The following is a 24,878-nucleotide window of genomic DNA, read 5'->3' as shown; positions in this document are numbered from 1 at the left end:
GAAAGGGCTGGTCCTAATAACTTGTCTGAAATGGTATTAGTTTTATAAAAGCCTTTGGGAATTATGTGATTAAGTATATTCGTCTTAACTACACAGAAAAAACTCATGGGCTTTATAGTCTCTCTTGTCACTAGCCTAATTGCAATTCTCGTCTATCTCAATACACATAGCATCTCTGGTGAAAGGTCACGTTTAGCTATACGCACAATTATGATGTTGATTGGCAGTATTGCAGTACTGAATTCTTTTTCTAGGCTTTTGGTGATTGTCCCACCTGGTAATGTCGGTGTCGTCAATTTATTTGGTGAGGTTCCTGAAACTACTCTTAATCCTGGTGTCCACTTGCTGAATCCCTTTAGCAAGGTGCTGAATTTTTCTACTCGCCTTAAGGATATAAAGGAAAATATAGATGCGACATCCCAAGAAGGTTTGAGCCTAAATCTTGATGTTAGTCTTCAGTACAAGCTAGATCCGCAAAAGGCAGCTACAGTCTATAAAACAATTGGAACTGATGAAACACAACTGGTAATTTCCAGATTCCGCTCTACTGTCCGCGCTATCACGGCAAACTACCCAGCCAATGCTATTTACTCTACCAAACGCCAAGAAATTGCCCAAAAAATTGACCAACAACTCACCCAAGAAATACCGGCTTTGGGTTTCATCGTTGAGGAAGCTCTTTTACGAAACATCAAAATGCCTGATACTCTACAAGCTGCAATTCAAAACAAACTCAAGACAGAGCAAGAAAATCAGCAGATGAAATTTGTTTTAGAGAAAGAGCGTCAAGAGGCAGAAAGAAAGCTTATTGAAGCACGAGGTATAGCTGATTCCCAAAAAATTATCTCTAATGGACTTACCAACCAAGTGCTACAATTACGAGCGATTGAAGCCACAGAAAAGCTAGCTCAATCTAATAATTCTAAGCTGGTAATTATTGGCTCTGAAAAAGGCGTAGTGCCTATTATGATTCAGCCAGAAACAGGAACCTCAAAGCCCTAAAATTTTTCATCGGGTCAATATCTTGACATAATGCTAATTGTATGAATATACACTATGTAGGGGTTGCTAGTGAGGTGCGTAGGCTTTGCTCGCACTTCGGCTGCGCTCAATGACCGCCGTAGGCATCGCTCCAAGGCTGAGATTCTTGATTTCTGAGAGCAGTCGGGAATCTTTTTTAATCTATAAAAGGATTCGTAAACCGCACGCCCTCAACCGTCGCACCTGATGCAAAGTCCTCAGTATAAACTTCTTCAATTTGGTTGAGTCGCGCCGTTGCCCAAATTTGCGCGTCCCAAAACCCGAAGTAATGGGTTTCCACACCGCGAATCGCTTCTAGGGAAATGAGCCGTGTAATATCAACGACATGGCAAGCAGCTAAATAGTTACGCATTCGCACCAGCGCCTCAGCAGGAGTTAAAAGCAATCGCCGAGTCCTGGTTGTGGCCATAAAAAACTCTCCCAACACCTGGGTACTAATTACTGCCTTCCCAGAACGAATCAATTGGTCAGTAATTGCGATTGCTCGTTCCTGTTTCACTATATCTAGTGGGTCGTAGATATAAACGAGAATATTAGTATCCAGTAAAACCCTACCGTTCATAAAGGTCTTCACGCTGCCAATCCCGACCTCCAAGTTGAGCAGGTCGAGTTTTGATTTGCTCAATAAATTCTCTTTCGGCTTCCCACATTGCAAGATTAGTTTGAGGTGGAGTTATTTCACCAAGATGAAGATCAATAGCTTGGCGAATAATCTCTGCTTCACTTACACCCGCCTGTTGAGCGATCGCTTTTAGCAAATGTTCTTGACGTGGTTCAATATAAATTTGCTTGCGAATTTTACTTGACACAATTTAAATTTTATATGATGTATACATTACATTATACGTTATATGTGAGTACGCATTAGCCGGGTGTATTCGAGTAGGCTGGAGGAATTGTTTTTTCCACCTGACAAAGAGATTGACGATCGCTCAAATCTGGATACTTTTGCAAATAATCTCGTACCCACATACAACCAGAGTGCAATATCTGGTTACTATCTAAAACGCGATTGAGTTGCCAGAGAATCACAACATCATCTAACCCGGCAGATGCTAGCAATGCTCCTTGATTCTGGGTAGCGGGGTAAAAGGCAACATTCAATGCTCGCTGTTCATGTCCTTCCAGAGTAGCGCGGAGGATGCCATCTAGCGACCAAAGTTTTACTTTATTATCCCAACCAGCAGAGGCTAAGACAGTACCCCAGTTGTCGGGGAGTCCAGAATGGGGGGGAATGAAGGTGATGCCATTTACCCGATCTGTGTGGGCGGGAATGGTGCGAATTAATTTACCTTCTAACGACCACAGCTTAATTGTCCTGTCCTCGCTGGCTGTAGCAACGAACTTTCCATCAGGACTAAAGACGACATCCCAAATAGTATCGTTATGACTTTTGAGGGTGAATTGTGGCTGAGATGGAAACTTTCCCTTCGCGTCCCGTTGCCAGAGGCGAAGAAACGTATCTCGACCGCCGATCGCTAACCATTGGTTATCATGGCTAAATGCTCCAGCATTGAGGCGATCGCGGTTTTTGGGTAGGGACTCACTCAAGGTTTCGATGAAAGTACCATCCCGCTTCCAGAGTTTAGCAGTGCCGTCCCAACTGATGGAAGCTATTTCTAGCCCATCGGGACTAAACACCACATCCCGCACTGTTGCGTTATGGGCTGAAATCATTTTTAAGGGTTTTCCCTGCATCGTCCATAAAGTCAATGAACCATCGTCGCTACCTGCGGCGATCGCCTTCCCGTCTGGGCTGATATCCACTGACCAAACCTGTCCCGGTGGCGGGGTTAAGGTGTTGAGCAGTTGTCCGGCTCGACTCCACAGCTTAATGGTACCATCAGCACTAGAAGAAACGATTGTTTGCCCATCGGGGCTAATGGGCGTGTGCCAAACAGAGGCACGATGACCCCGCAATACCGTGAGAATATCGCTTTGCAGCTGCCACAACCGCACCAAGTTATCTTCACCAGCGGAAATCAAACGACGACCATCGGCACTGAAAGCTACTTCCCATGTACCGTTAATATGGGCATACAGGGTTTGATTGACAGTTCGATCGCTGTTCCAAAACTTAATTGTGTTATCCCAACCAGCTGAAGCGAGGGTTTGTCCATCGGGGCTAAAGGCGAGAGTCACCACACTGCTGTCGTGTTCTGTGGCAGTTTCCAATAAAGTGCCAGTGACAGTCCACCAGATAACATTACCAATCCAGTCTCCAGCTACCAGAGTTTGTCCGTCAGGGCTGAAGGTGACGCTCATCAGACGGTTTTTGCCTTTTTTGGATGCGATGGGATTATTCAGTGTCCGAATTTTCTTACCCTCTAGATTCCAGAGGATGAGAGTATTATCATCACTGACCGAGGCTAGGATGTTAGCATCAACAGGACTAAACGCCACCTTTGAAACTGCATCGCTGTGTCCCTTAAAAGTGCGAATCAAGCTGCCGTCGATGCGCCAAAGTTTTACTGTCCTGTCGTTACTAGCCGAGGCAATCCATTGTCCGTTAGGGCTAACGGCGAGCGATCGCACCCAATCTTGATGTCCGTTGAGTGTTTTAACCAGTGTGCCGTCCAGCTTCCACAGGCGCACCGTGCCATCTTGCCCAGTCGAAATTAGTCTATCGCCTTTGGGAGTAAAGGTGACATCAAAGACTTCTCCTTTGTGACCTCTAAGTACTTTTACCAATGTGCCATCGCTTTTCCACAGAGTAATCTTACCCTGTTGGTGAGCAGCAGCGATTGTCTGTCCGTCGGCAGTGATGGCAATACCCCGCACTTTTCCCTGTTTACCGTTTAGGCGGTTGCGTTCAATGACTTGAAAGGTGGCACGGCGCAATTCTCGATCTACCTTGGTAACTAACTCAGCAGGCACTCCCGACAATTTGCTCAATCGAGTCTGCGCTTTGATGGCACTGACTAAAGCATCTAATCGATTCCCAGAGGCAAACTGAGCTTCCGAGACGTTAGCGATCGCTTCAATTTCTCGGAGAGTGGCTTGATGTCTTTGAGCAAAGGCATACATTCCTAAAGAACTGGCGACGACGAAAGCAATACTAACAGTCCCCAGTAACCACTTTTGCAAGCGACTGGCGCGTTTTTCTTGTTGCAGCCGCTTTTCAACTTCTTGCAGTCGCCGGAATTCTTCTTGTCGTTTCAAATCATCTAAGTCGGTGCTGGTGCCAAACCATTTCACCACCTGTCCGCTTCCATCCTTGATGGGAATTGCCTGATTGAGAAACCAGCGATAGTTTCCCGCCACATCTTGTATTCTCAGTTGCACTTCATAGGGTGAGTTGGTTTCTACAGAATGTTTGCAGGCGGCAAGGTTATTAAGGCGATCTTCAGGATGAACCACATCCAGGCTTTTCCAATTTGTCACCTCCGAATGCGATCGCCCCAAAAAGGTGCTTAAGTGCTGGTTGGTATAAGATAGTCTACCATCTGGCTCTACAATCCATACCATCTGGGGCATTGCTTCTGCTAGTTGCCGAAAGAACCTTTCGCTTTCTTGCTGCGCCGCAAATTGCCGCCGGATTTCTTGCTGTTCTGCATCCTGACTGGTGGCAAGAAATTGGTAATCTAAATCGCTGAGGCTTTTGTTTTGCGCCCACTTTTGGGCATCAATCAGGGCTTGTCCCCGTAAAAGTCGAGATGTATCCTGTTGTTGAGAAGCAATCCAAGCTGATAGTGTTTCCGAGTAAGGACGTAATTGATTTAATTGTTCCTCTACCCATTCCCAATTGAAAACTTCTTGATATATGCGATTGCGGATTTGCAGATATCCTTGATGTTTAACTACCAAACCAGAAAGCAGCAGTTCTACCTGTTCTCGACTGTCGTCGGCTGCTACAGGCATAGCTTGTAAAAGTTGCTGATAGATACCCAGTAATCTACTAACGCGCTGGCTATTGTAAAGTAGGCGATTGCGAATTGTGCGTAAATGCTCTGGTTCGTCCTGAGATTCCCAATTTTTAATGATTTGCGATCGCACTAAACACTCTATCCAATCTGCTTCCTTACCTGGTGTAATCTCCAAAGGTGGGCTAGTTTTGCCGTTGCTACTTTCTAGATTCATGCCTTGGCTGTAATGCTGTTGCTTGGTTATTACCACCAACTGACATAATTTTTGCGTTAGAAATGGCTGTCCATTAGTCCAAGCAATAATTTCTTTAAATACTCTTTGGGGATTGTTCACAACTTGCTCTAATCCCACTACCAGAGGTTGAGCCTCTGCTAATGTAAACCCTTCTAAATTAATAGCAACACCGATATTAAAAGGTGTTTTGAGTTTATCTTGAATTAAATCAGAGGGAGTTGCAACCCCAAATAAAGCAAAACCCAGTCGTTCGTATTCAGGATTATGGACTCTTTGTTGATAACAAGCCCGAATCCACGCATAGAAATCATCTATGCCAAAGCTTAATTGCAGCAAGCTATCAATTTCATCAATTAAAATAAAAATGCGATTGTTACTCAGATTGACTAGCAAAATATCTTCGATAAAATTGCCCAAGCGTTGTATGAGTGAAAACTCAGTTTGTTCTTGCCACCAAGCTGCAAAATCGATTTTTTTAGCTAATCCAAAACTATGCAGCAAGCGGATAATTATCCCTTTATAAAATTGTGTCGGGGTGAGTTCTTGGCTGCGTATCTGCGTAATATCAATGTAAGCACAACTAAAGCCTTCATTTTGTAATCGTTGCTTGGTATGTACCAGCAGTGAAGATTTGCCTATTTGACGACAGTTGAATACATAGCAAAATTCCCCTGCTTTCAGGGCTGTATAAAGCTCAATATCTGCTTGTCTATTAACATAGTTAGCAGCATTAGCATTTAGACAGCCACCAACTTTATAAATGCTTTTGTTCATAATAGCAAATCATCATTTGCTTAACTTTGTTGAATTACGACATCAGATATTTTTTCAAGAAGCCTTGATATAATTGGCAACTAATTACCCATTTTTGTTGCTGCAACTGAATTAACCCCATATTTTCTAATTGGTAGGCAGTTAATATATCTAAATCGATATTTTTATCTTTTGTTAAAAAGATTTTCATAGTATCTAATAATTGGGTATTTTTTTGTAATTTATTTAATAAATTTTGTAAATGTTGACGATAAATTCCTACTTCTGTGATTGCTGTTTGCAAAATTTCTTCTAAGGTTAATTTATGATAAAGCAGGTGATAAAGAGTAATATTTAGTAATGCTGGATGTCCCCCGATTAATTCCATTAATTGCTGCACTTGCTTGTTTTGTTGCCAATCAATTCCATAGCGGTTTGCTAACTCAATTACTTGCTCAGAAGTAAATTCTGATAATTTCAATGGTAGCCCAATGTTAAAAGGAGATTGATTAATTTCAATAGAAAGACAAACATCTGTTGAATAAACAATCACCAAACGCAGCTTTGTCCATACTTCATCCTGTTGCGCTTCTTCTTGCCACGAACGTAACAGAGGTAGAAATTCATTGGCTAGATCGGGATATTCAAAAATATGCTGAACTTCATCTAATACTAATAATAAAGGTTTTTCTAAAGGTGCAAGCAAACATTCTTTTAGATAAAGAGTGCAGCTGAGTTTACTACCTATTTCTTCGTCCCAATGTTTATCGACATTAAATTCTCTGCCTAATTGACGAGCAATACTAGCAGCTAACCATTGCATGAATAATTGAGGTTTTCGCAAAACATCAATATCAACTTGATCGATATTGATTTTTGCAGTTTCATACCCTAACATTCTGGTATGAGCTACAATCCGCAACACCAGAGAAGTTTTACCCATGCCTCGACAACCTTGAATGCGAATTACGCATCCCGGTTGCGTGATTTCTTGATATGCTAGTTCTTCTAATGGAGGACGAGGGATATAGAATTTAGAATCTAAAGATAAAGGAGCGCAGGGATATTTTATATATTCACTAATCTTTGCTCCATCGTTGTAATTGCTCTCTTTGTTGAGTGTAATTTCACTCTTAATTTTCTCTTCACCGAGAAAGACGGAAACAATTTGAGATGGTGCAGTATTTGGTGTGATTGTTTGTTGTTCCCCCGACAATTCACTTTCTGGTAATAAATCTGCATTAGCTGAATTTTCAGATAAATCTCGATCTATCAGTTGTCTATCTTCTGGCGAATATTCCCGCAGAAAATCCATATCATTGGCATCATAGAGGGTGTAATCATCTTCATGCAACACTAAATCAAAAGCACTAAAGCAGATTCGCATGGTACGCGGATCTATCCTCGAATTCAAAGACCATAAACGGCTTAAACTAGAGGTAGAAATTCCAATGCGATCGCTTAATTCTACTTGGGTAAAACGTTTACTTCCTCTTTTTTGTCTCTCTTCTTCTAAAATTGCAGTTTGCAATCTCTTCAACCCAACAACAGTCAGAACTGCTCCTCTTTTTCGCAGTGATTTATTTTTGTCTGCTTTCATCTCTAAATGAGATTTTTTAGTTGTTTTCATATTAATTTTTATTAAAAGGGTTCTTTCAGACTTAAATGACGTATGTGATGTTTTAATTGCTGTAATCTAGATATCAACAGATATATACTACACCTTAACTGATGTAAGTGAGGTTTTTGAACTGCACAAACCTCAATTGATTTTTTAGTCGTGGCAAAATAAAACAGTATTAAAAAATCTTTAGAGGTATACGTAAGCAAGTAGTTAATACACGTATATAAAAATACAAATATTGTTAGTAAATGAAGTACACCTTTGCTCAATCCTTCCATTGTCAAAGCTACAGACTATACACGAGTGTTTTCAGCTAATTTGCGGGCAAGTTAGGTTAACTGATTTATCTGCGCTTGAAGTAAATAAGAAAATATGAAAGATTTAAAGGCAGTGCCAATTATTTCTTGCAATATGCTGTTCAATTAAGAGTTCGATTTGTCGAGGTTAAATAGAACGACTTGAAAAAAACAAACTATGTGAAGTAATGTAAAAACTTTGGTATTTAGTTCGTAGTAAGGACTTCAGTCCTCACTACAAACCTTTAATTATTTACACCATTCTACTTACTGTTTAAGAAGCTGACAACGCAAATGAAAGTCATCGTGTTTTAGACATACAAGAAAGGTGCAAAAACGCCGATTATCAAAACAGAATTCAGGAGTCAGAATTCAGAATTGAATTGGAGTCCGACTGGTGAATGAATAAGCGGCGTTTTTGCACCCCCACTAAATCAATGATTTAGCGGTCTGCAATTAGTGGCGGGTCAGAATCCCCCACTAAATTGGTTCTGACTTCTGAATAGGCAAAATCATAATGTTTTTTACTTAATTTGCTTGTTTTTGTATGAAGCTTTTAAATCCGCTTTGGGTAATCGCCATGAAAAGCATCAATAAAAAATTCGTTGCTCTTTGTTTTATCACTGCTGGCAGTCTTTTTTGGAGCATGGAGGGGCTGGTTAGCTCTGCCCAAGCTCAAAGTTTTGAACCTGTTTCTACAATCATTTCCCAATCTTCTAAACCTGTCACCTACATGACAGTACTGGACAAAAATACAATCGTCATCCAAATTACGGAGGGCGAATTTAACTTCCACGGCTATCTGGAGAGGACATCTGGCAATACATTCATTGGCGAAAACGAGCAGGTGCGCGTCATCTATGATCGAGGTACTAAGCAGGTTGTGGTGATTAACAAAAAGACGGGGACTGAGTTTTACAACTACTACTTCTCTGATACCAATGAAGGGGCGCTTTAGGTTAAAGCAATCCAATTTGTAATAATTCCTAAGATTATTTGCACTCTTGAGAAAACAACATGAAAATAAACCGTTTAATTCCGATCGTTGTGAGTTCCCTAATCATCACGATCGCCCTCAATGCCCAGGCTCAAAATGCTGGAGATCCCGTTCGCGGAATTCAAGATTTAGTGAATGTTCGCGGACGAGATGGAGAAGCCATACTCCAGAAGCGGGGCTATAGGTTTCGCTGGGCTGAAAAATCTGATGATTCTACTTATAGCTTTTGGACTCAAACTAAAACAGGTCGGTGCATTAGTGTGAGGACAGAACAAGGTCGCTACGTTTCTCTGGTTGATACCGGAACTACAGCAGATTGCGATCGCGGAGATAAGAAACGTCCTCAAAATACAGGCAATTCGTCTTCCCGACCCTTGCCAGACCTAGTAGGAGCGAGGGCTGGTCAAGCAGAGGGCGAATTGCGGCGGCGGGGATATACCTATCGCCGTAACGAAAAAGTGTCAAATACTTCTGTTGCTTCATTCTGGGTTGAAGGCAACTCAGGTAAGTGTGTAGAAATCGTTACCTCAAACGGTCGCTATCAAAACATCTTTTACGTTGATTGGCATCACTGCCATAGATAATCTAATCCTGTTCTTGTGTCTAAACCGATTGACACTGGCGAAATTCTCAATGATAGAGTTTCCAAACAAATTCATCTAGAGTCAATGCAACTAATGAAAAGCTTGCGAACATTAGCCCCTACTATTGTGGGTTTATTAACTCTGACAGTCACTCATCCTGTTAACGCTCAAGCAGTGATTGACACTTTAGACAACGGTAATCTGAGTGTGACTGGTATGACACAAGGAAGAGGCTGTACTGTCCTTTTTAACCCTCAAGGAGAGATCCTTCAACGGGGTCGATCCTGTAATTCAACAGAAATCCGTAAAGCCCAGACAGCGATCGATAGCTACCTGCGGGAACAGCGCACATCTGACAATCACAATAGCAGTTCGTCGCGCCAAAATCTGACCTTGATCTGCTATGGTGAGGGTCGCAAACCGACTGTCACAAATAGCTATGGATATGAATGGAACGATCGCCGCAATCGCTACGAAGCAAGTAATCGCATAGAGTCAACGACTAGCGACTTCGATTCCGAGGTTCAGGTCGAAATCCGTGATACACAGGGAAAAATCCATCTCGGCGGAAGGCTCATCGCGCCGATCAATTCCGGTGGTGACAATGGATGGTGGAAGCTCGACAACCTTCAGGTTTCGCCCGATCGCATTACGGGAAGATACCGGATGAACGGACTAAATAAACCGCGTGTTAATATCGACCGGCGCAGTGGCAGGATCGCCATAGATGGGATTGAAAAGTTTCGGGGCGAGTGCAACTCAGGCGATTGGGGCAGTAGCAGAACCCGATTCTAGTTTGCTGTATTGTTGGGTTTCGTCAAGACAAAAACAAAACCCATGTCTTCGCAGTTGAAAACTGGTTTGCTGATTAATTAGAACAATAAACAATGAATTGTTTGCGACGGAGAAACTATCACATGGAAAACTCTGCCTTGACTCTTATTCGTAGTGTTTTAGCCGCCTCGGTTATCACCACATCGCTCACATTTAGCTTCACTGCACCGTCGTTAGCTCAGGCTCATACGACAGTACGGTTTTCCGCTGGCAACGATAACACTTTTATGCGGTCTTCGATCACGGGCAACCACTACCACGACTATGTTCTGAATGCGCGGGCAGGGCAGAGGATGTCGGTTTCGTTGATTACCAAAGGATCAGCATACTTCAACATTCTCCCACCAGGCAGCACAGATCGGGCAATTTATAACAGCTCAATATCGGGTAACGACGGAAACGTTCGTTTGTCACAGAGTGGTAACTATACAGTTCGTGTGTATCTAATGGGTGGCAGTAAGGACAGAAATCGAACGGTTCCTTTTGAACTTTCAGTCGGTATCTTGTGATGGTTGCTTTTCAATACTAGAGAAAAGCTTGAAAACTGTTAGAAGCGATACGTTTATCGCATCGCTTTTAACAGTTTTCTTGATCGCTGGAAGTGCAACAGTCTAAACACCTCCAACAGCGTATTATGTGCGGGATCTTAGGCAGAAATTTTCTGCCCAATATAAGGGAACTCCAAAAAATAAATTATCCAATTTTCGGAATCACAACGACTTTTCCTCCCCCTGCTCCCTGCTCCCTGCTCCCCTGCCTGTTTAGCACCGCAAAAAGGAAAATTGTATGTCCCCCCTAAGAAACGAAGCCGCTGTACCGGTTGAATATCGGCTGTTTGGACTCGATCGCCGGCTCATTTGGCCGACGGTGAGCGTTTATCTTGTGGTGTTTTTATGGTCGGGAGTCATGCCAGCCATCAACGAGGCTGTTCATAACAAGGAGGTTTTAGCAGGGACAGCTTATAATGTCGGTTCCGTAAGTTTTACGCCAACCCAAGGCTGGGTGCTAACTAAGGCCCCATTCCCTGCCGGGAATTCATCAACCGCAGAGGTCTTCAAAGATGGTGTCACGTTTAGCGTCAAGAGCGGCGTCTGGAAGGGAACTGCCGAGGAACTCCTCAACCAGATCGTGAAAGACCAGAATGAATTTGTTGTCGAGGGTAAACCAGTTCCCATTACAACACTGCAAAAGGTTGCCGGAGTAGCTAAGAGAATTAATAGTCCCAACTATACTGGTCTACTGCTCGCATACGTCGATGGCAAGGGTCAGGGAATCGAAGTGATTGTGAAGGGCCCGGCCGCTACCTCCACACAACTGGAGCAACCGATCGCTGACATGATTAAGAGCATCACATTTAAACCAAAGGAGGGCGATTAGTGACTAGCACGGCAAAGAGTGAGGACACAATCCGCAAGGCTGCCATTGCTCGTTCAGGCTGGAGCTATCCCGTCCGATTTTTTCAGCCGCACAACCCGGCGTGCTACCTGTATTGGTTGCTCGTGCTGAAAGGCACCTATGTTTTCAGCGGACTTTTGTTGAGCAGCGCCATCTATCCCACCGCTCTGTTCATCGCCCTCTCGTCTCAGGCATTGTATTGCCTGCCTTGGATCTGGTTTCTCACGCACAAAGATCGCTATGAACGCGAGCCAGCCAAGCTCGCGCTGCTTGGCTTCCTCTGGGGCGGACTAGTAGCGCCGTGGGTCATGGCGCTCCCTGGCAATGGTGCAATCCTATCCCTAATAGCGAAGCTGGCCAGCTTCGACTTTTATAGCCATTGGAGTCCGCCCATCACGGCACCCATCGTGGAAGAAAGCTCCAAATTCGTCGGGCTTATCATGCTCTCTTTACTAGCACGCAACCATGTCCGCAACGCCTACGACGGGTTTCTGCTTGGTGCGTTTGTGGGTCTCGGCTTTCAGGTCTTTGAAAACGTGTCTTACATTGTGGGCGCACCCGACGCAAGCTTTGGATCGCAGCAGGTTGCTGATGCGTTCCAGGTATTGGTAGGGCGCACATCTGTCGGTTTCTGGAGTCACTCGCTCTTCACGGCGGTTGCGGGTACGGGATTTGGCTACTTCCTCGAAGCGAAAAATCGCTCGTTCGGCCATCGGCTCGCGGTTTTGGTAGGTTTCTTTCTGTTGGCTTGTCTGGCTCATGGCTGTTGGGATGCCATTATTGGGTTTATCGGCTTCGGGCTCATCGGCATCGTCATTGGAACGGTTGCGATTTTGCTTGCGTGGCGGTTCTCCGAGCAGCGTCAGCGCAAGTTTGTCCGCGTCCTGCTGGCTGACGATGTTGCAAACGGAATCGTGACAGAAGCCGAACTGGATGCGATTTCTAACCGACCGAGAAATCGGCGAGCTTACCTAAAAGAGATCAAGTCCTCATCCGGGTCTGAGGCGGCAAAACGCGCTGGGTTAATACTTGATGCGGCGATCGATCTTGCAGCTGCAATTGCATCTACGGACAGTCTCGATAGTCCGGCAGCCAAAGCCGCGCGTGCGGAGATTGCAAGGGTGCGCGGTGCAGCACAGTTAGGTCGATTAGAGTAGATTCCAGCGGAAATGCTGAGGCGATCGAGAGTGCCTGATACAGTAGAGCATGACTCCAAGATCGAGTTGCTCAATCACTTTACCAGAGATTATGTTCCTGTTTAATCGCTTCCTCCATTCAATAATTCGGTTTGTGCTAGTCAGCGTGATGACGATCGCAATAGTACTTGGTTGGAGTGCGATCGCCCACAGTCAACTCTCCTCCTCACCCACCGCCGCTTCTAACGATCCGCACAAACCGCCTAAAGGCGTCACCCGTCTCGGTGAATATGAAATTGCCAACGTGAATTCACCACTAGACAAAAACCTTTTATTTAAGGTTGTCTCTCCCACTGTTTTTAATCGCGACGAACCGCCAGAGGGAAGTCTTCCTGTGGAAGTACGTGCTGAAGAAATTACGCAACGGCTGATGCGAGCGCTCGATAGAGCCAACAAAGCCAAAGAAACTCCCATAATTTCTGTTGCCACCCTGAATAACCGCCTAATCCTCCAGCTCAATGACGATCAAACGACCCGTTCTTTAAGGCTGGTGACAGTGACAGAGCCAGATGGTGACTACTATGGGAAAACACTGGAGGAATTGGCCCAGGAGTGGCAAAAAATATTACAAGCAGAAGTGGAACGCATCGAGCGACTCTTCTCACCTAAGGTATTGTCTCAACGGGTTGGCCAGGCACTACAAATAAGCATCGGCTTGGTGTTGGGCAGTGTTGTGTTATGGTTCCTGCGGCGAACTCTAATTCGCAAACAGACGGTATTGCAAGCTCGTTATCAAGAGCATATAGCTGAGGCAAAAGAGGCTGCGGTCAAACGCTCTCAGGCAGAAACATCGGCCAATATTCAGGCAATCGACACCAGCGAATCAGAGGCACACACCATCGCCCATCAGCGATCGCAATTTCTAGAAATCATCCAGCGACAGTTCACTCTCAAGCGCCAACTGGGGATCTATTCTTTTCTTACCTTGCTACTGTTTTGGGCGTTTATTCTCGGATGGTACATCGGCATTGTGGTCATCATGTCTCGCGTCCCCTACCTGATGAGATGGTGGAGTGAAGCTTTAGCCCGTCCCCTCGCGCTGCTGATTATTTGGTTTTTCACTAGTATTGTCATTCGTATTGGCAAAAGCTTAATTGACTACATCATCGATGTCTGGACAACCCATCCCTCTCTCCCTTTGAGTGAAACTCAACGGATTACCCTGCGATCTGCAACAGTTTCCGGGGCACTAAAAGGATTAATCACCTTTGTTTTCATTACCTTCGGTATCTTGCGGACTCTAGACATTTTTAATGTACCCACTAGTTCAATTTTGGCAGGGGGTGCTGTCATCGGTATTGCAATTTCCCTTGGTTCCCAAAGTTTGATGAAAGATTTGGTCAATGGCTGCTTAATTTTGATGGAGGATCAATTTGCTGTAGGAGATGTGGTTGAGATTGGGAATAAAAGCGGACTGGTGGAAAATCTCAACCTACGCGTGACTCAACTACGCAATGGCGAAGGTAAGTTAATTACCATTCCTAATAGCAATATCACTGATGTCAACAACTTAACCCGCCTTTGGTCGCGGGTAGACTTTTCTATTGTGGTAGCCTATGAAAACGACCCGAAGCAGGTTTTAGAAATTCTCAGGCAAGTCTCCCAGCAATTGTATAGCGAAGTGGAATGGCGCGATCGCCTGCCAGAATCACCCGAAGTCCTGGGCATTGATGACCTCTCCCACACGGGTATGCTAGTGCGCGTTTGGATTAAAACGGCACCGATGGAACAATGGAATGTTGGGCGAGAGTTCCGTCTACGAGTGCGCCTAGCCTTTGAAGCAAACAATATCCAGATTGGCAGACCACAATGGATTACTTACAACACAGATAAAGAGTAAAGGCTTTAAACCCTTACCCTTTGCTCTTTCCCTAATCTACACAGGTCAATATTTGTGTGTTGAATTACTACTTACCATATCTTCACGCGGTCTTTTTCATCCAACCACATAGGATCGCCCGGTTTGATGCCAAAAGCTTTGTAAAATCCATCCTCATGCTGAAAAGGAGCAAAGCCACGATAAGAGCCTGTAGCATGGGGATCGGTTGCTGTCTCTTGGCGAAGAATTCCTTCATTGGTTTTCATAGCCCATAACTGAGACCAGGCAATAAAGCAACGCTGTTCGGGTGTGTAGCCATCGATTTTTTGATTAGCTTGGGGATTTTCTTGCAAATATTTTTGTAGCGCCTCATAAGCTAGACTGACCCCACCAGCATCAGCCAAATTTTCTCCTACGGTAAGTTTTCCGTTCAATTTCAACCCTGGAAGCACTTCAAAAGCATTAGCTTGTTTCACCAATTTATCGGTCTGGGCTACAAACTTAGCAGCATCTTCATCAGTCCACCAATTCTGGAGATTACCTTGAGAATTGTAAAGTCGCCCTTGACTGTCAAAACCGTGAGTCATTTCATGACCAATTACAGCTCCCATAGAACAAAAATTCACGGCTGCATCGCCCTTGCTATCGAAGTATGGTGGTTGTAAGAAAGCCGCAGGGATCTCAATTCCGTTTTGGCTTGGATCGTAGGCTGCATCTACGCTGATAGGCAATGTGGCTTCTGGGTCGTTGAACTCATCACGGATTACTGATTTGCCCAACAAGGCCAAATTGCGACGGGAGAGAAATTCTTTGATCCGTATCACGTTGCCAAAATAGTCATCCCGTTGAATATCAATACTGGAGTAATTAATCCATTTCTCTGGATACCCTACTTTGATAACCATACGGTCAAGTTTTTCCAGGGCTGATTTACGGGTAGGCTCACTCAGCCAGCGATTCGCTGCTAACCGCGCCCTGAACACCGATTTAATCTGTCCAATCATACCTTCTACCCGTTGTTTGGATTCGGGAGAAAAATATTCTTTGACATAGAGTTCAGATAGAGGATGACCTAATAATTCAGGAATCTGGCCGGATACAATCTCAGCACGGGGCGGAAGCTGAATTTTTCCATAGCGACTCTGAGCATAGGCAAGCGCAGGCTCGTTAAATGCAGGAGTCAGATAGTGTTTGGTTTGCAGCAATACCACCCAACGGAGATAGGTCTTGATGTCTTCTATCGGGTATTGCTTGAGTATCTGGTTTAGCTCTGCCAATGCCTGAGACTCGACAACAATGACATTTCCCTTGGTCGGTAATCCCAACTTTTGAAAATAGGTCTTGACATCGAAGTTGGATAGCAAAGACTCAAGCTCTGCAAACGACATCCTTTTGTATCTGCGGTTGGGGTCTCTTTTTTCTACAGGGCTAAGTTTTTTGCTGGCAAGGCGAGTCTCTATTTCCAGAATCTTCTTAGCTGTGGCGGCTGCTTTTTCAGGAGAATCGCCAGCGATTTTTAAGTTGTCTGTGATGAACTTTAAATAGGCACTGCGGATAGCAGCCGTGTCTTGATTCAAATATTCTGTTTGACTTAGGAGGGACAGTTGGCGATCGCCCACATAGACACTATTGATGGTTCTATTCTGGGTATCTGCTCCAATCTCAACCCTAAACATCAAGGTATCATCTCCACTGAATATGACTGACAAATCGGCGAGGGTTGCCGTTAAAGTCTGAGGAGAGTTGATAGCCTCAACACGGTCAAACATTGGCTTCAGAGGAGAAACCCCCAAAGCTTTCAGCCGCTTCTCATCCATGCCTGAGCTATAAAAGTTACCAACCTGTTGCAACGGGCTTCCTTTAGATGCCTTAGCGCTTTGAGCAGCTGCTTGTGACACTATTTTTTGCACCTGCTGGGAAACCTGCTTGGCTAAAAAGTCACTATCAGACACTCGCAGAAGGTCTGGAGTAAGTTGAACACCATCGAGCCATTTGCCTGCTGCAAATTTCTGGAAATCCTGCTTGGGGTCTACCGTGGTGTCTATTTTACTTACCGAAAAACCCAGAGGAAACTTAGTATGAGAAACTTGTTCGGCTTTGCTGCTATTGGATTGATTACTGCAAGCGGTAGTGTAGGGTATGGCGGAAATTCCCAGAATTAAAAAGATACTGCTGGTTAACCGGGGAATGGCAGAAATTTTCTGATTGTTTTTCATGTTTATCAAAATAGAATTTAGGAGTCAGAATGGGCTAAACCTTAGCTATCCGCTAACAGAATGAATTGGAGTTCGACTGGCGGATAGCGTAGTGTTAGCGAGTCTTTTCCCTTGGCGCTATCGAGCGTCTTGATTCAGAATTCTGAATTCTGAATCAATGCCAGTTTGTTAATTTCATTAAATCTTTGACTGGTTCTGGAACTGAGATTGAATATAGTGTTTATTTTTAGTCTTTGAAAAATTTATCTTGGTTAATTGCTTCATTTTCAGCTAGATTTGACTTTGATATTTTCACAAAATTATTAAAATTTAATAGCTATTCTCTCATAAGAGTTTGATTTCAAAAATAAATAAATACAAAATTTTTGTGTATACATGAAATCGAAAAATATCCTTAAAGTACTTTGCTTGTCGATTTACTTACTCAATGGAGTATAGTCTGTTGGAGCTATCTGAAAAAAGTCAGATGCTCGTAAGTAAGTTTCTGACCTTAACTGATGTATATGATGTTTTGAATAAAGTAATTTATCTCTTAACTGATTTAAGTGATATTTCTCTAACTGTAAGTAAATTCATGGATATTTTTTGATAAAAAAATAAAATATACAACGTATATTAAAGCTATTTTAAGAAAAATTTTAGGTTTACCTCCAAATTAAATATCAAAAAATTAATAATAAAACCTTGTAAAACAAGAGTAAAAATATAACTTTCTGACCAGTTTAATCATGATGGTGCTTTGGGCTAATTTGCCTGTAAGTAGATTAACTGATTTATCTGCACTTGAAGTCAAGAAGAAAACATGGGAAATTTAAATCTATCTAAAAATTTTAAGGATTCTGTTCTCTATCTTTGTTCCAAGATGGGTAAGTTTAACGAGCAAATCCGAAAACAAGCTACAAAGGCTAGGTCAAGTTTAATTTGTCAATATTTAGGCGAACAAAAATCATGAAACTTAAAACATTAATTGTTACTACTGTTGTATCTTTAGCATCATTTGTTGCGACTTCTCCAGTGAAAGCAAATATTTCTCACGGACGAGTGCAAGGAATTAATGATGTTTCTGTAACCCCAAATTCTTCTGTTGTAAATCAGTTAAACCAGCCTTATTTCATCGCTAGAACTAATTGGGTGACACTAGCTGGAGGACGGTCAAAAAGAATTAACCTACGTACAAGACCAACTATCAATTCATCTACTAAGGGCTACGGGTTAGGTGGCGATCGCGTCCAAAACTTAGAATGCGTTCAAGACAAAGATAGAGGTGGTCGTAACCGTAACTGGTGTCGAGTGAAATTCCCGAAATCGGGAGCAATTGGTTGGATTCGTAGCGACAACATTATTTTCAGCGATGGTGGCGAATAAAATTGCAGTCGTACACCATAGACACTGGACGATGACTTTGAGTGAGTCTATTGCCGTTCAAGAATCGCTTAATTTGTAGTGTGAAAAGTTTGTGAGTTTTTAGTTTTTGAAAGATTAAGGTGTTAATCAATGGAATATATTGCTTATCCCTCTTTTGTCAGAGTGGGAGAATCCAATCGCCCAAAAGGTTACAGGGCTTTAATTTCCACGTTTTATCTATAATTTTTAGCTTCTGTTAGAAAATAAAGCCTCAAACCTTGATGAAATCAAAGTCTTAGAATCAGGCTGAGATTATTGTTTTCCGAGAGTGACAAAACAGGGTTATTCATCTATGTTCGTGGCCTACGAAGAGGCAAACGGTCAGGCAAAATCTATCGACTATGAATTTCCCAAGTTTGACTTAGATTGGAAGAAGTCTCTGAAATCTTCTGTTTGGTTATCGTTAGCTGGTTTTATAGTATTTTTTACAGCTATTACCCAAGTGTCAGCAGCATTAGGCGCTTATGTCAGAACTAACGGCAGTTGTCTTAACGTGCGTGTAAGCCCCTACACTAGTTCTTCAGTTGTAGACTGTATTCCCAACGGTACTAGAATTACCAGCACTGGTAGAGCCAATGGTTTTGTTCGCCTATCCAGAAATAGATATGTAGCTGCAAGATGGGTAGGTGATACGTATAACTCTCGTTCAAACAACCCAACCTCTGCTGGAGTAGGTGGACGCATCACACTCAGTTATGGTTCTAGAGGTTCTGCTGTATCACAAGTACAAAGGCGTTTAGGGATTAATCCTACAGGTTATTACGGAAATACGACTATTGGGCTAGTCCGGCAGTTTCAAGCCAACAATGGTTTGCGTGTCGATGGTATAGTCGGCCCCCAAACTCGCAGTGCTTTATTTGGATCGTATAGCACTGTAGATGAAGGATACTTATAAACATAAGTAATCTAGTAGTTCGCCAAGTGAACTTGGCGGGGTAAAGGGTAAGGGGGAAGGGGGAAAGGGTTTAAATCCCTTAACCTTTCCCCTTTTCCCTTTCCTCAGTCCTCACTTAGCATTTTTGGGTTGGCAGACTACTAGGAATGACCAGAAAGAAAAAGGTACAATCCCCTTAAACAGCACTCAATGTTTCATAACCCACACTCAACGATCCGCATTAATCAATATGTCTGAGATTCAAAACAAAGTGGTAATCATCACCGGAGCCAGCAGTGGTTTAGGTGAGGCGACTGCGAAGCGACTTGCAGCTAGTGGAGCCAAGCTGATGCTGGCTGCCCGCCGAGAAGATCGGCTCAAAGAATTGGTTGCAGCGATCGCTAAATCAGGAGGGACTGCAACCTACCGAGTGACGGATGTGATAGATCGCGCACAGGTAGAAACTTTGGCGAAGGAAACTTTGAGTACTTATGGCCGTATCGATGTGCTGATCAATAATGCTGGCTTGATGCCGCTTTCTCCCCTCGACCAAGTAAAAGTGGAAGAGTGGGATCGGATGATTGATGTCAACATCAAGGGCGTTCTCTATGGGATTGCTGCCGTGTTGCCGATTATGCGTCAGCAAAAGTCTGGTCATATCATTAACCTATCGTCTGTGGCTGGACATAAGGTGTTTCCGGGGGCAGCAGTCTATTGTGCTACCAAATACGCAGTACGAGCAATTTCTGAAGGACTGCGGCTAGAGTCAAACGGTGAAATCCGTTCAACCAATATCTCACCAGGAGCCGTTGACACTGAACTGACTACCACGATTACCGATCAAGACACAGCAGCGGGAATTAATCAACTTTATGCGATCGCCATTGATGCAGATGCTGTTGCCCGTGCGATCGCATACACTATTGAGCAGCCTAGTGATGTTGATGTGAATGAAATCATCATCCGTCCAACACGTCAAGAACTTTAGTTGATATCCTCACTGTAGCTTTAGCTTTTTTCTTGAATCTGTGGGTGACTTCATCCCATTCGCTGATGAGCGAGTGCAACAGTGAAGAAATGAGGATTTTTTAATTAAAAATAGTATTTCATAGACAACAGAAGACTCTATGATCAAAAAAGGAGCCTAACTTAGGCTCCTTAATCAAAAAGTGGTAAGAGAATTGTGACTACTTGATAGTTACCTTACCGCCAGCTTCTTCGATCCGCTTCTTAGCATCTTCAGCGGCATCCTTAGCAATACCTTCTTTAATTGCCTTGGGCGCAGCTTCCACCAAGTCTTTCGCTTCTTTCAGACCCAAACCGGTCAATTCGCGGACAATCTTCAGGACAGCAATTTTCTTATCAGCTGGGACTGATTCGAGAAGCACTTCAAACTCAGTTTGCTCAACAGCTTCTTCAGCAGGAGCAGCACCACCAGCACCAGGCATCATCATCATGCCACCAACGGGTGCAGCAGCACTCACGCCGAAAGCTTCTTCAATTTGCTTAACTAACTCAGAAGCTTCGAGCAAAGAAAGGGTTTTTAGTTGTTCTAAAATTTGATCGGTTGCAGCAGACATTGATATAACTCCTGTAATTTTGATTATTTATTTGTCATCGGTCATTGGTCTTTAACTATAGACTTTTGACTCTTGACTGATGAACCACGAAGTCTATTCAGCAGCAGTTTCAGTGCTACTATCAGCTTCAGTCGCGGCTTCGGTGCTGCTATCTTGTACAGCAGCAGTCTCGGTGCTACCACCACTTTGCTCTTGGTCGGCCACAGCCTGCAAAGCACGAGCCAGTGAACCAGGAACTTCGTTGATACCCACAGCAATCTTGGTCGCCAAAGCGTTGATAGCCCCAGCAATTTGTGCGATGAGTTGTTCCTTAGATGGCAAGTCTCCGAGAGCCTTGACATCTGGTTCTTTGAGTAGGCGACCTTCCATAACACCGCCACGAAGTTCTGTCTTCTTGGTGGCTTTTTGGAAGTCTTGGTAAGCCTTAATTGCAGATGAAAAATCTTCTTTGACCAGCAAAAAGGCTGAAGAACCTTTGAGTAGTTCTGACAATGGCTGCCATTTTTCTTCACCTTCAATAGCAATGCCCATCAAAGTATTTTTAGTTACTTTGCAGACAGCACCACTCGGACGTAGCCGCCGCCGTAAATCGGTAATCTCAGCAACAGTTAATCCTTGATACTCTATTACCAGTGCCAGAGTTGACTCACTCAAAGTTTCTTTGAGGTCAGCTACTATCTCTTTTTTATTTTCTAGTGTTCTACCCATTCCAATCTCACCTCCTTAAAACAATCGGGGAAGTGCCCTACTTGTACGTTTTTTCTCAACCTGAACCAAACAAAACAACAAACCCCAGCTAACATAGCCGGGGTTGAGAGTAAGACTCGTGATGCCATAGTTATTACACCTTCATAGGTGGTAATTCTGACAATTAGAGTTTCAACCTCGGCAGGATATTTAAGCTATTAGCACCTGCTGTCTCCGGCTTTGTCTATTTAATTTTGTCATTAGTCATTTGTCCTTTGTCTTTTGCATTTACAAATGACTAATGACTAATGACTAAAAATCAACTTGCTTCGCTCAGTTTCAAATCTCGTAGGGCGCTGATATCAACTTTAATTGATGGCCCCATTGTGGCTGACACATAAAATGTGCGCCAATAACGACCTTTAGCTCCTGAAGGACGGTTACGGTCAATCGTCTCCTGCAATGCCTTCAGGTTGACTAACAAATCTTCAGGCGAGAAAGTTGTCTTACCAAACATAACATGGACAATACCAGTTCGATCAGCTCGGAATTCTAATTTACCAGCTTTGAATTCTGCGATCGCACCTGCTAAGTCAAATGTTACGGTTCCACCCTTGGGCGATGGCATCAAACCACGCGGCCCAAGCAACTTACCCAGTTTCGCTACCTGTGGCATCACATCGGGTGTGGCAATCAGTTTGTCAAAATCCATTCTACCTTTCTGGATTTCGTCAATCAGTTCTTCTGACCCTACTAAATCAGCACCAGCGTTGCTTGCTTCGTTTACCTTTTCGCCTCTGGCTATCACCGCCACTCGGACGATTTGTCCTGTACCTTTGGGCAGTGCTACCGTTGTCCGCAACTGTTGGTCTGTATACTTGGGGTCAATTCCGAGCCGGATATGGGCTTCAGCAGCTTCGGTAAATTTAGCTGTTGCTGTGTCTTTAAGAAGGGCTAAAGCCTCTAAAGGATGATAGTCCTTCTCTTCTACTTTTGCTTGCAATCCCTGCAAACGACGCGATATTTTTGGCATTTTGTTCTCCTGGGGTAATTCCGAAGCTTCGCCTCTCCCCCGATAATTTTTAGTTATTTGTCCTTTGTTATTTGTCCTTCGTCAGTTACCAATGACTAATGACTAATGACCAATGACTAATCCGTGACTGTTATACCCATATTTTTAGCCGTTCCTGCCACAATCTTCATTGCCGCGTCGATGTCGTTGGCATTGAGGTCAGGGAGTTTGGTTTGGGCTATTTCTTGCAGTTGTGCTTTGGTAATTGACCCAACCTTCTTTTTGTTGGGTTCATTTGAGCCTTTCTCAACTTTTGCCGCCTTCCGAATCAGCACTGATGCTGGTGGCGTCTTGAGTACAAATGTAAAACTCCGGTCTTCAAAAACCGAAATTTCTACAGGTATTACCATTCCAGCTTGGTCTGCTGTTTTGGCGTTGTACTCTTTACAAAACATCATGATGTTGACACCATGTTGACCCAATGCGGGCCCCACTGGCGGTGCTGGGTTGGCTTTTCCAGCATTCAAGGCCAGTTTAATGACCGCCACTACTTTCTTCGCCATTTGTATTTAGCTCTGTTTCTCTACCTGATTAAATTCCAATTCAACTGGTGTATCCCTACCAAAAATTGAGAGCAAGGCTTTAAGCTTACTCCGCTCTGGAGAGACTTCAATCACCTCGCCTTCAAAGTCTTTAAATGGACCAGAAAGCACCATTATCTTATCACCAGTAGCCATGTCAATTTTGACAACAGCTTCTTGTTCGCTGGTTTGTTTGAATATACGTTCTACTTCTGAAGAACTCAGTGGTATGGGATGCACGTGACCGCGACCCTTACTACTACCACGTTTTTGTTCTGAACCGACAAAATTAATTACATGGGAAGTGTTTCGTACCACCTGCCAGGTATCATCATCCATCATCATCCGCACCAACACATAGCCAGGGAAAACCTTTTCCTCTGTATGCTGGCGACTGCCGTCTTTGCGGATTTTCACCGCTGGCGTTTGCGGAATTTCTACTTGGATAATTTTGTCAGCTACATCAAAAGTTTGAATGCGTTGTTCTAGGTTCGTCTTTACACGTTTTTCACAGCCTGAGGCCACTTGCACTGCATACCAGCGTGCTTCTTTTGACGCTGTTTCTGCTGCTTCTGCTGTGTCTTCCGACTGGAAGGTTGAGTTGCGAGGTTCGTCTGTTGCAAAAGTCATCAGAATACCTGTTTGGCTGCCCAAGCAAACAATCCATCGACCAAGTATATCAAAGATGCGGAGAGTGCCACCATTAACAACACAGCGGCGGACTCGCTCACTATCTGTTTCCGACTGGGCCAAACTACTTTTTCAAGTTCTTCTTTGGTTCCCTGGATGAAGTTGCCAAAGCTAAACCCATTTGTGGTTTCTGGCAATTCTGCTTCATTTTTTTTGGCCACGACCGATTATCCCCCGTTTCTTACTCAATTTTGGATTTGGGATTTTAGATTTACCCCATGCTTTTAGGCAAGGGTACTCAACTTCAGATTTTGGGTTGTCAATTTATTTAGAGTTTTTGTCAATCCCAAATCTCAAATTTAAAATCTAAAATTTGTTCGTCCAGTTTTGCAGTTTCGACTCTATTTCACTTACTGGAAGCAAAACAACTACAAACACAATAAGTTTACCCGAAATTATTATCGCTAACTGCTATATTAACAGTTGCGTAATTATTTCGGGCTTAGTTTTTGCTCTTGAGCGCGCCCTGGAGGACTTGAACCCCCGACATCAGGTTTTGGAGACCTGCGTTCTACCAACTGAACTAAGAGCGCACAAGCTGTTTTTGATTCAGTGATTGCGCTGAACTAAATTTTAGTTTAACGCAATATGAGATTTATATCATACCTTAATTTTGTCTGAAAAACAAGTCAGCGGCAGATGCCGCTTGAGATTTCTCCCATCATGATTGAAGGACGAATCACAAAGGGCGGTCAAACCGTTGCTTGATTCTGGTTGCCTTACCTACGCGATCGCGGAGATAATAGAGTTTAGCACGGCGTACCTTACCGCGACGTATGACTTTGATGCTGTCAATCCGGGGAGAATGCAGCAAAAATACCCGCTCAACGCCCACGCCTTGAAAAACCTTACGGACTGTAATCGTTTCGTTGATGCCACCATTACGCTTGGCAATTACTACTCCCTCGTAGGGTTGTACGCGATATTTTTCGCCTTCCTTGATTTTCACTCCCACTTTTACAGTGTCGCCCACGTAAATGTCGGGCAGATTCGATTTTATCTGTTCCGCTTCAATGGAGCGGATAATCTCTTGAGCATTCATAGTCTTTCTGTCTGCTTAAAAAAATCTCACGATCATCAATGATAAATCGATAATCCTATTTCAGTCTACTTGTTGGGATTGATAATTTTACTGATACAACGGTCTAAAGATCAAAGCTATATTGCAGAATGCTGTACCACAGGGGTAAAATT

At 43.6% G+C, this 24,878-nt stretch carries 22 protein-coding genes, 1 tRNA gene and 1 other annotated feature; of the genes, 10 read left to right on the top strand and 13 right to left on the bottom strand.

What is annotated here, in order from left to right:
- Positions 1 to 105 precede the first annotated feature (105 nt).
- Positions 106 to 1,002: a prohibitin family protein gene (locus tag A4S05_RS20145; RefSeq protein ID WP_069071573.1), complete on the top strand. Its 897-nt coding sequence runs from the start codon at positions 106 to 108 to the stop codon at positions 1,000 to 1,002.
- 175 nt (positions 1,003 to 1,177) lie between these two features.
- Here A4S05_RS20145 and A4S05_RS20140 read toward each other — a convergent pair whose 3' ends face one another.
- Genes A4S05_RS20140 through A4S05_RS20125 form a run of 4 tightly spaced genes read right to left on the bottom strand, consistent with a single transcriptional unit; the run spans position 1,178 to position 7,525 of the window.
- Positions 1,178 to 1,603 (bottom strand): PIN domain-containing protein, encoded by a 426-nt coding sequence (locus A4S05_RS20140; protein ID WP_069071572.1) that lies wholly within the window; start codon positions 1,601 to 1,603, stop codon positions 1,178 to 1,180.
- Positions 1,593 to 1,850, bottom strand: a complete 258-nt coding sequence (locus A4S05_RS20135) for a hypothetical protein (RefSeq protein ID WP_069071571.1) — start codon at positions 1,848 to 1,850, stop codon at positions 1,593 to 1,595. Before A4S05_RS20135 ends, A4S05_RS20140 begins: the two co-directional genes overlap by 11 nt.
- 55 nt (positions 1,851 to 1,905) lie before the next feature.
- Entirely contained in the window at positions 1,906 to 5,916 is a 4,011-nt protein-coding gene (locus A4S05_RS20130) for an AAA-like domain-containing protein (protein WP_069071570.1), read from the bottom strand.
- 34 nt (positions 5,917 to 5,950) lie between these two features.
- On the bottom strand, positions 5,951 to 7,525 hold the full coding sequence (locus tag A4S05_RS20125) for an AAA-like domain-containing protein (RefSeq protein WP_084227174.1): 1,575 nt from the start codon (positions 7,523 to 7,525) through the stop codon (positions 5,951 to 5,953).
- An 870-nt stretch (positions 7,526 to 8,395) separates the two neighbouring features.
- Here A4S05_RS20125 and A4S05_RS20120 point away from each other — a divergent pair.
- The 6 genes from A4S05_RS20120 (at position 8,396) to A4S05_RS20090 (ending at position 14,661) form a co-directional block, all read left to right on the top strand.
- Positions 8,396 to 8,773 (top strand): hypothetical protein, encoded by a 378-nt coding sequence (locus A4S05_RS20120; protein ID WP_218107961.1) that lies wholly within the window; start codon positions 8,396 to 8,398, stop codon positions 8,771 to 8,773.
- Between the two features lie 59 nt (positions 8,774 to 8,832).
- Positions 8,833 to 9,396 (top strand): hypothetical protein, encoded by a 564-nt coding sequence (locus A4S05_RS42645; protein WP_069071569.1) that lies wholly within the window; start codon positions 8,833 to 8,835, stop codon positions 9,394 to 9,396.
- A gap of 15 nt (positions 9,397 to 9,411) precedes the next feature.
- Positions 9,412 to 10,191, top strand: a complete 780-nt coding sequence (locus A4S05_RS39110) for a hypothetical protein (RefSeq protein WP_084227173.1) — start codon at positions 9,412 to 9,414, stop codon at positions 10,189 to 10,191.
- 825 nt (positions 10,192 to 11,016) lie between these two features.
- Complete coding sequence (locus A4S05_RS20100; RefSeq protein ID WP_069071567.1) at positions 11,017 to 11,607, top strand: hypothetical protein; 591 nt, start codon at positions 11,017 to 11,019, stop codon at positions 11,605 to 11,607.
- Positions 11,607 to 12,782, top strand: coding sequence for a PrsW family intramembrane metalloprotease (locus A4S05_RS20095; protein WP_069071566.1), 1,176 nt, complete (start codon positions 11,607 to 11,609; stop codon positions 12,780 to 12,782). The genes A4S05_RS20100 and A4S05_RS20095 overlap by 1 nt, the downstream gene beginning before the upstream one ends.
- 49 nt (positions 12,783 to 12,831) lie before the next feature.
- Entirely contained in the window at positions 12,832 to 14,661 is a 1,830-nt protein-coding gene (locus A4S05_RS20090; protein ID WP_256091051.1) for a mechanosensitive ion channel family protein, read from the top strand.
- Positions 14,662 to 14,732: 71 nt separating this feature from the next.
- Here A4S05_RS20090 and A4S05_RS20085 read toward each other — a convergent pair whose 3' ends face one another.
- Complete coding sequence (locus A4S05_RS20085) at positions 14,733 to 16,856, bottom strand: M13 family metallopeptidase (protein WP_084227172.1); 2,124 nt, start codon at positions 16,854 to 16,856, stop codon at positions 14,733 to 14,735.
- A gap of 948 nt (positions 16,857 to 17,804) precedes the next feature.
- Between A4S05_RS20085 and A4S05_RS20080 the strand changes: the two genes are divergently transcribed.
- The 3 genes from A4S05_RS20080 (at position 17,805) to A4S05_RS20070 (ending at position 20,122) form a co-directional block, all read left to right on the top strand.
- Positions 17,805 to 18,221 (top strand): SH3 domain-containing protein, encoded by a 417-nt coding sequence (locus tag A4S05_RS20080; RefSeq protein ID WP_069071564.1) that lies wholly within the window; start codon positions 17,805 to 17,807, stop codon positions 18,219 to 18,221.
- 331 nt (positions 18,222 to 18,552) lie between these two features.
- Positions 18,553 to 19,155 (top strand): peptidoglycan-binding protein, encoded by a 603-nt coding sequence (locus A4S05_RS20075; RefSeq protein ID WP_069071563.1) that lies wholly within the window; start codon positions 18,553 to 18,555, stop codon positions 19,153 to 19,155.
- A gap of 229 nt (positions 19,156 to 19,384) precedes the next feature.
- The gene (locus A4S05_RS20070) at positions 19,385 to 20,122 is read left to right on the top strand and encodes an SDR family oxidoreductase (protein ID WP_069071562.1); all 738 of its coding nucleotides are present in this window, start codon (positions 19,385 to 19,387) and stop codon (positions 20,120 to 20,122) included.
- Between the two features lie 199 nt (positions 20,123 to 20,321).
- Here A4S05_RS20070 and rplL read toward each other — a convergent pair whose 3' ends face one another.
- From rplL to rplS, 8 genes are all read right to left on the bottom strand, one after another.
- The gene (gene rplL / locus A4S05_RS20065; RefSeq protein ID WP_069071561.1) at positions 20,322 to 20,714 is read right to left on the bottom strand and encodes a 50S ribosomal protein L7/L12; all 393 of its coding nucleotides are present in this window, start codon (positions 20,712 to 20,714) and stop codon (positions 20,322 to 20,324) included.
- A 93-nt stretch (positions 20,715 to 20,807) separates the two neighbouring features.
- Entirely contained in the window at positions 20,808 to 21,422 is a 615-nt protein-coding gene (gene rplJ / locus A4S05_RS20060) for a 50S ribosomal protein L10 (RefSeq protein ID WP_069071560.1), read from the bottom strand.
- A gap of 67 nt (positions 21,423 to 21,489) precedes the next feature.
- Positions 21,490 to 21,657 (bottom strand) — a sequence feature (ribosomal protein L10 leader region).
- Between the two features lie 63 nt (positions 21,658 to 21,720).
- Positions 21,721 to 22,434 carry a 50S ribosomal protein L1 gene (gene rplA / locus A4S05_RS20055; RefSeq protein ID WP_069071559.1) on the bottom strand — a complete coding sequence of 238 codons (714 nt, stop codon included), beginning with the start codon at positions 22,432 to 22,434 and terminating at the stop codon, positions 21,721 to 21,723.
- 116 nt (positions 22,435 to 22,550) lie between these two features.
- The gene (rplK, locus tag A4S05_RS20050; RefSeq protein ID WP_069071558.1) at positions 22,551 to 22,976 is read right to left on the bottom strand and encodes a 50S ribosomal protein L11; all 426 of its coding nucleotides are present in this window, start codon (positions 22,974 to 22,976) and stop codon (positions 22,551 to 22,553) included.
- A gap of 6 nt (positions 22,977 to 22,982) precedes the next feature.
- Positions 22,983 to 23,624, bottom strand: a complete 642-nt coding sequence (gene nusG, locus A4S05_RS20045; RefSeq protein WP_069071557.1) for a transcription termination/antitermination protein NusG — start codon at positions 23,622 to 23,624, stop codon at positions 22,983 to 22,985.
- Complete coding sequence (gene secE / locus A4S05_RS20040; protein ID WP_069071556.1) at positions 23,624 to 23,845, bottom strand: preprotein translocase subunit SecE; 222 nt, start codon at positions 23,843 to 23,845, stop codon at positions 23,624 to 23,626. Before secE ends, nusG begins: the two co-directional genes overlap by 1 nt.
- Positions 23,846 to 24,144: 299 nt before the next feature.
- A tRNA-Trp gene (locus A4S05_RS20035) sits at positions 24,145 to 24,217 on the bottom strand.
- Between the two features lie 146 nt (positions 24,218 to 24,363).
- Positions 24,364 to 24,726: a 50S ribosomal protein L19 gene (gene rplS / locus A4S05_RS20030; protein ID WP_069071555.1), complete on the bottom strand. Its 363-nt coding sequence runs from the start codon at positions 24,724 to 24,726 to the stop codon at positions 24,364 to 24,366.
- Positions 24,727 to 24,878 lie beyond the last annotated feature (152 nt).

This window comes from Nostoc sp. KVJ20 (assembly GCF_001712795.1).
GTDB lineage: Bacteria > Cyanobacteriota > Cyanobacteriia > Cyanobacteriales > Nostocaceae > Nostoc.
Note: the sequence above shows the minus strand (reverse complement) of the source record. Positions and strands in the feature narration are given on the sequence as shown.

Excerpts from the sequence above, each read along its gene's own strand:
- A4S05_RS20145 (WP_069071573.1), top strand. The coding sequence starts at position 106 with ATGGGCTTTATAGTCTCTCTTGTCACTAGCCTAATTGCAATTCTCGTC.
- A4S05_RS20140 (WP_069071572.1), bottom strand. The coding sequence starts at position 1,603 with ATGAACGGTAGGGTTTTACTGGATACTAATATTCTCGTTTATATCTAC.
- A4S05_RS20130 (WP_069071570.1), bottom strand. The coding sequence starts at position 5,916 with ATGAACAAAAGCATTTATAAAGTTGGTGGCTGTCTAAATGCTAATGCT.
- A4S05_RS20125 (WP_084227174.1), bottom strand. The coding sequence starts at position 7,525 with ATGAAAACAACTAAAAAATCTCATTTAGAGATGAAAGCAGACAAAAAT.
- A4S05_RS20120 (WP_218107961.1), top strand. The coding sequence starts at position 8,396 with ATGAAAAGCATCAATAAAAAATTCGTTGCTCTTTGTTTTATCACTGCT.
- A4S05_RS42645 (WP_069071569.1), top strand. The coding sequence starts at position 8,833 with ATGAAAATAAACCGTTTAATTCCGATCGTTGTGAGTTCCCTAATCATC.
- A4S05_RS20100 (WP_069071567.1), top strand. The coding sequence starts at position 11,017 with ATGTCCCCCCTAAGAAACGAAGCCGCTGTACCGGTTGAATATCGGCTG.
- A4S05_RS20090 (WP_256091051.1), top strand. The coding sequence starts at position 12,832 with ATGACTCCAAGATCGAGTTGCTCAATCACTTTACCAGAGATTATGTTC.
- A4S05_RS20085 (WP_084227172.1), bottom strand. The coding sequence starts at position 16,856 with ATGAAAAACAATCAGAAAATTTCTGCCATTCCCCGGTTAACCAGCAGT.
- A4S05_RS20080 (WP_069071564.1), top strand. The coding sequence starts at position 17,805 with ATGAAACTTAAAACATTAATTGTTACTACTGTTGTATCTTTAGCATCA.
- A4S05_RS20075 (WP_069071563.1), top strand. The coding sequence starts at position 18,553 with ATGTTCGTGGCCTACGAAGAGGCAAACGGTCAGGCAAAATCTATCGAC.
- A4S05_RS20070 (WP_069071562.1), top strand. The coding sequence starts at position 19,385 with ATGTCTGAGATTCAAAACAAAGTGGTAATCATCACCGGAGCCAGCAGT.
- rplL (WP_069071561.1), bottom strand. The coding sequence starts at position 20,714 with ATGTCTGCTGCAACCGATCAAATTTTAGAACAACTAAAAACCCTTTCT.
- rplJ (WP_069071560.1), bottom strand. The coding sequence starts at position 21,422 with ATGGGTAGAACACTAGAAAATAAAAAAGAGATAGTAGCTGACCTCAAA.
- rplA (WP_069071559.1), bottom strand. The coding sequence starts at position 22,434 with ATGCCAAAAATATCGCGTCGTTTGCAGGGATTGCAAGCAAAAGTAGAA.
- rplK (WP_069071558.1), bottom strand. The coding sequence starts at position 22,976 with ATGGCGAAGAAAGTAGTGGCGGTCATTAAACTGGCCTTGAATGCTGGA.
- nusG (WP_069071557.1), bottom strand. The coding sequence starts at position 23,624 with ATGACTTTTGCAACAGACGAACCTCGCAACTCAACCTTCCAGTCGGAA.
- rplS (WP_069071555.1), bottom strand. The coding sequence starts at position 24,726 with ATGAATGCTCAAGAGATTATCCGCTCCATTGAAGCGGAACAGATAAAA.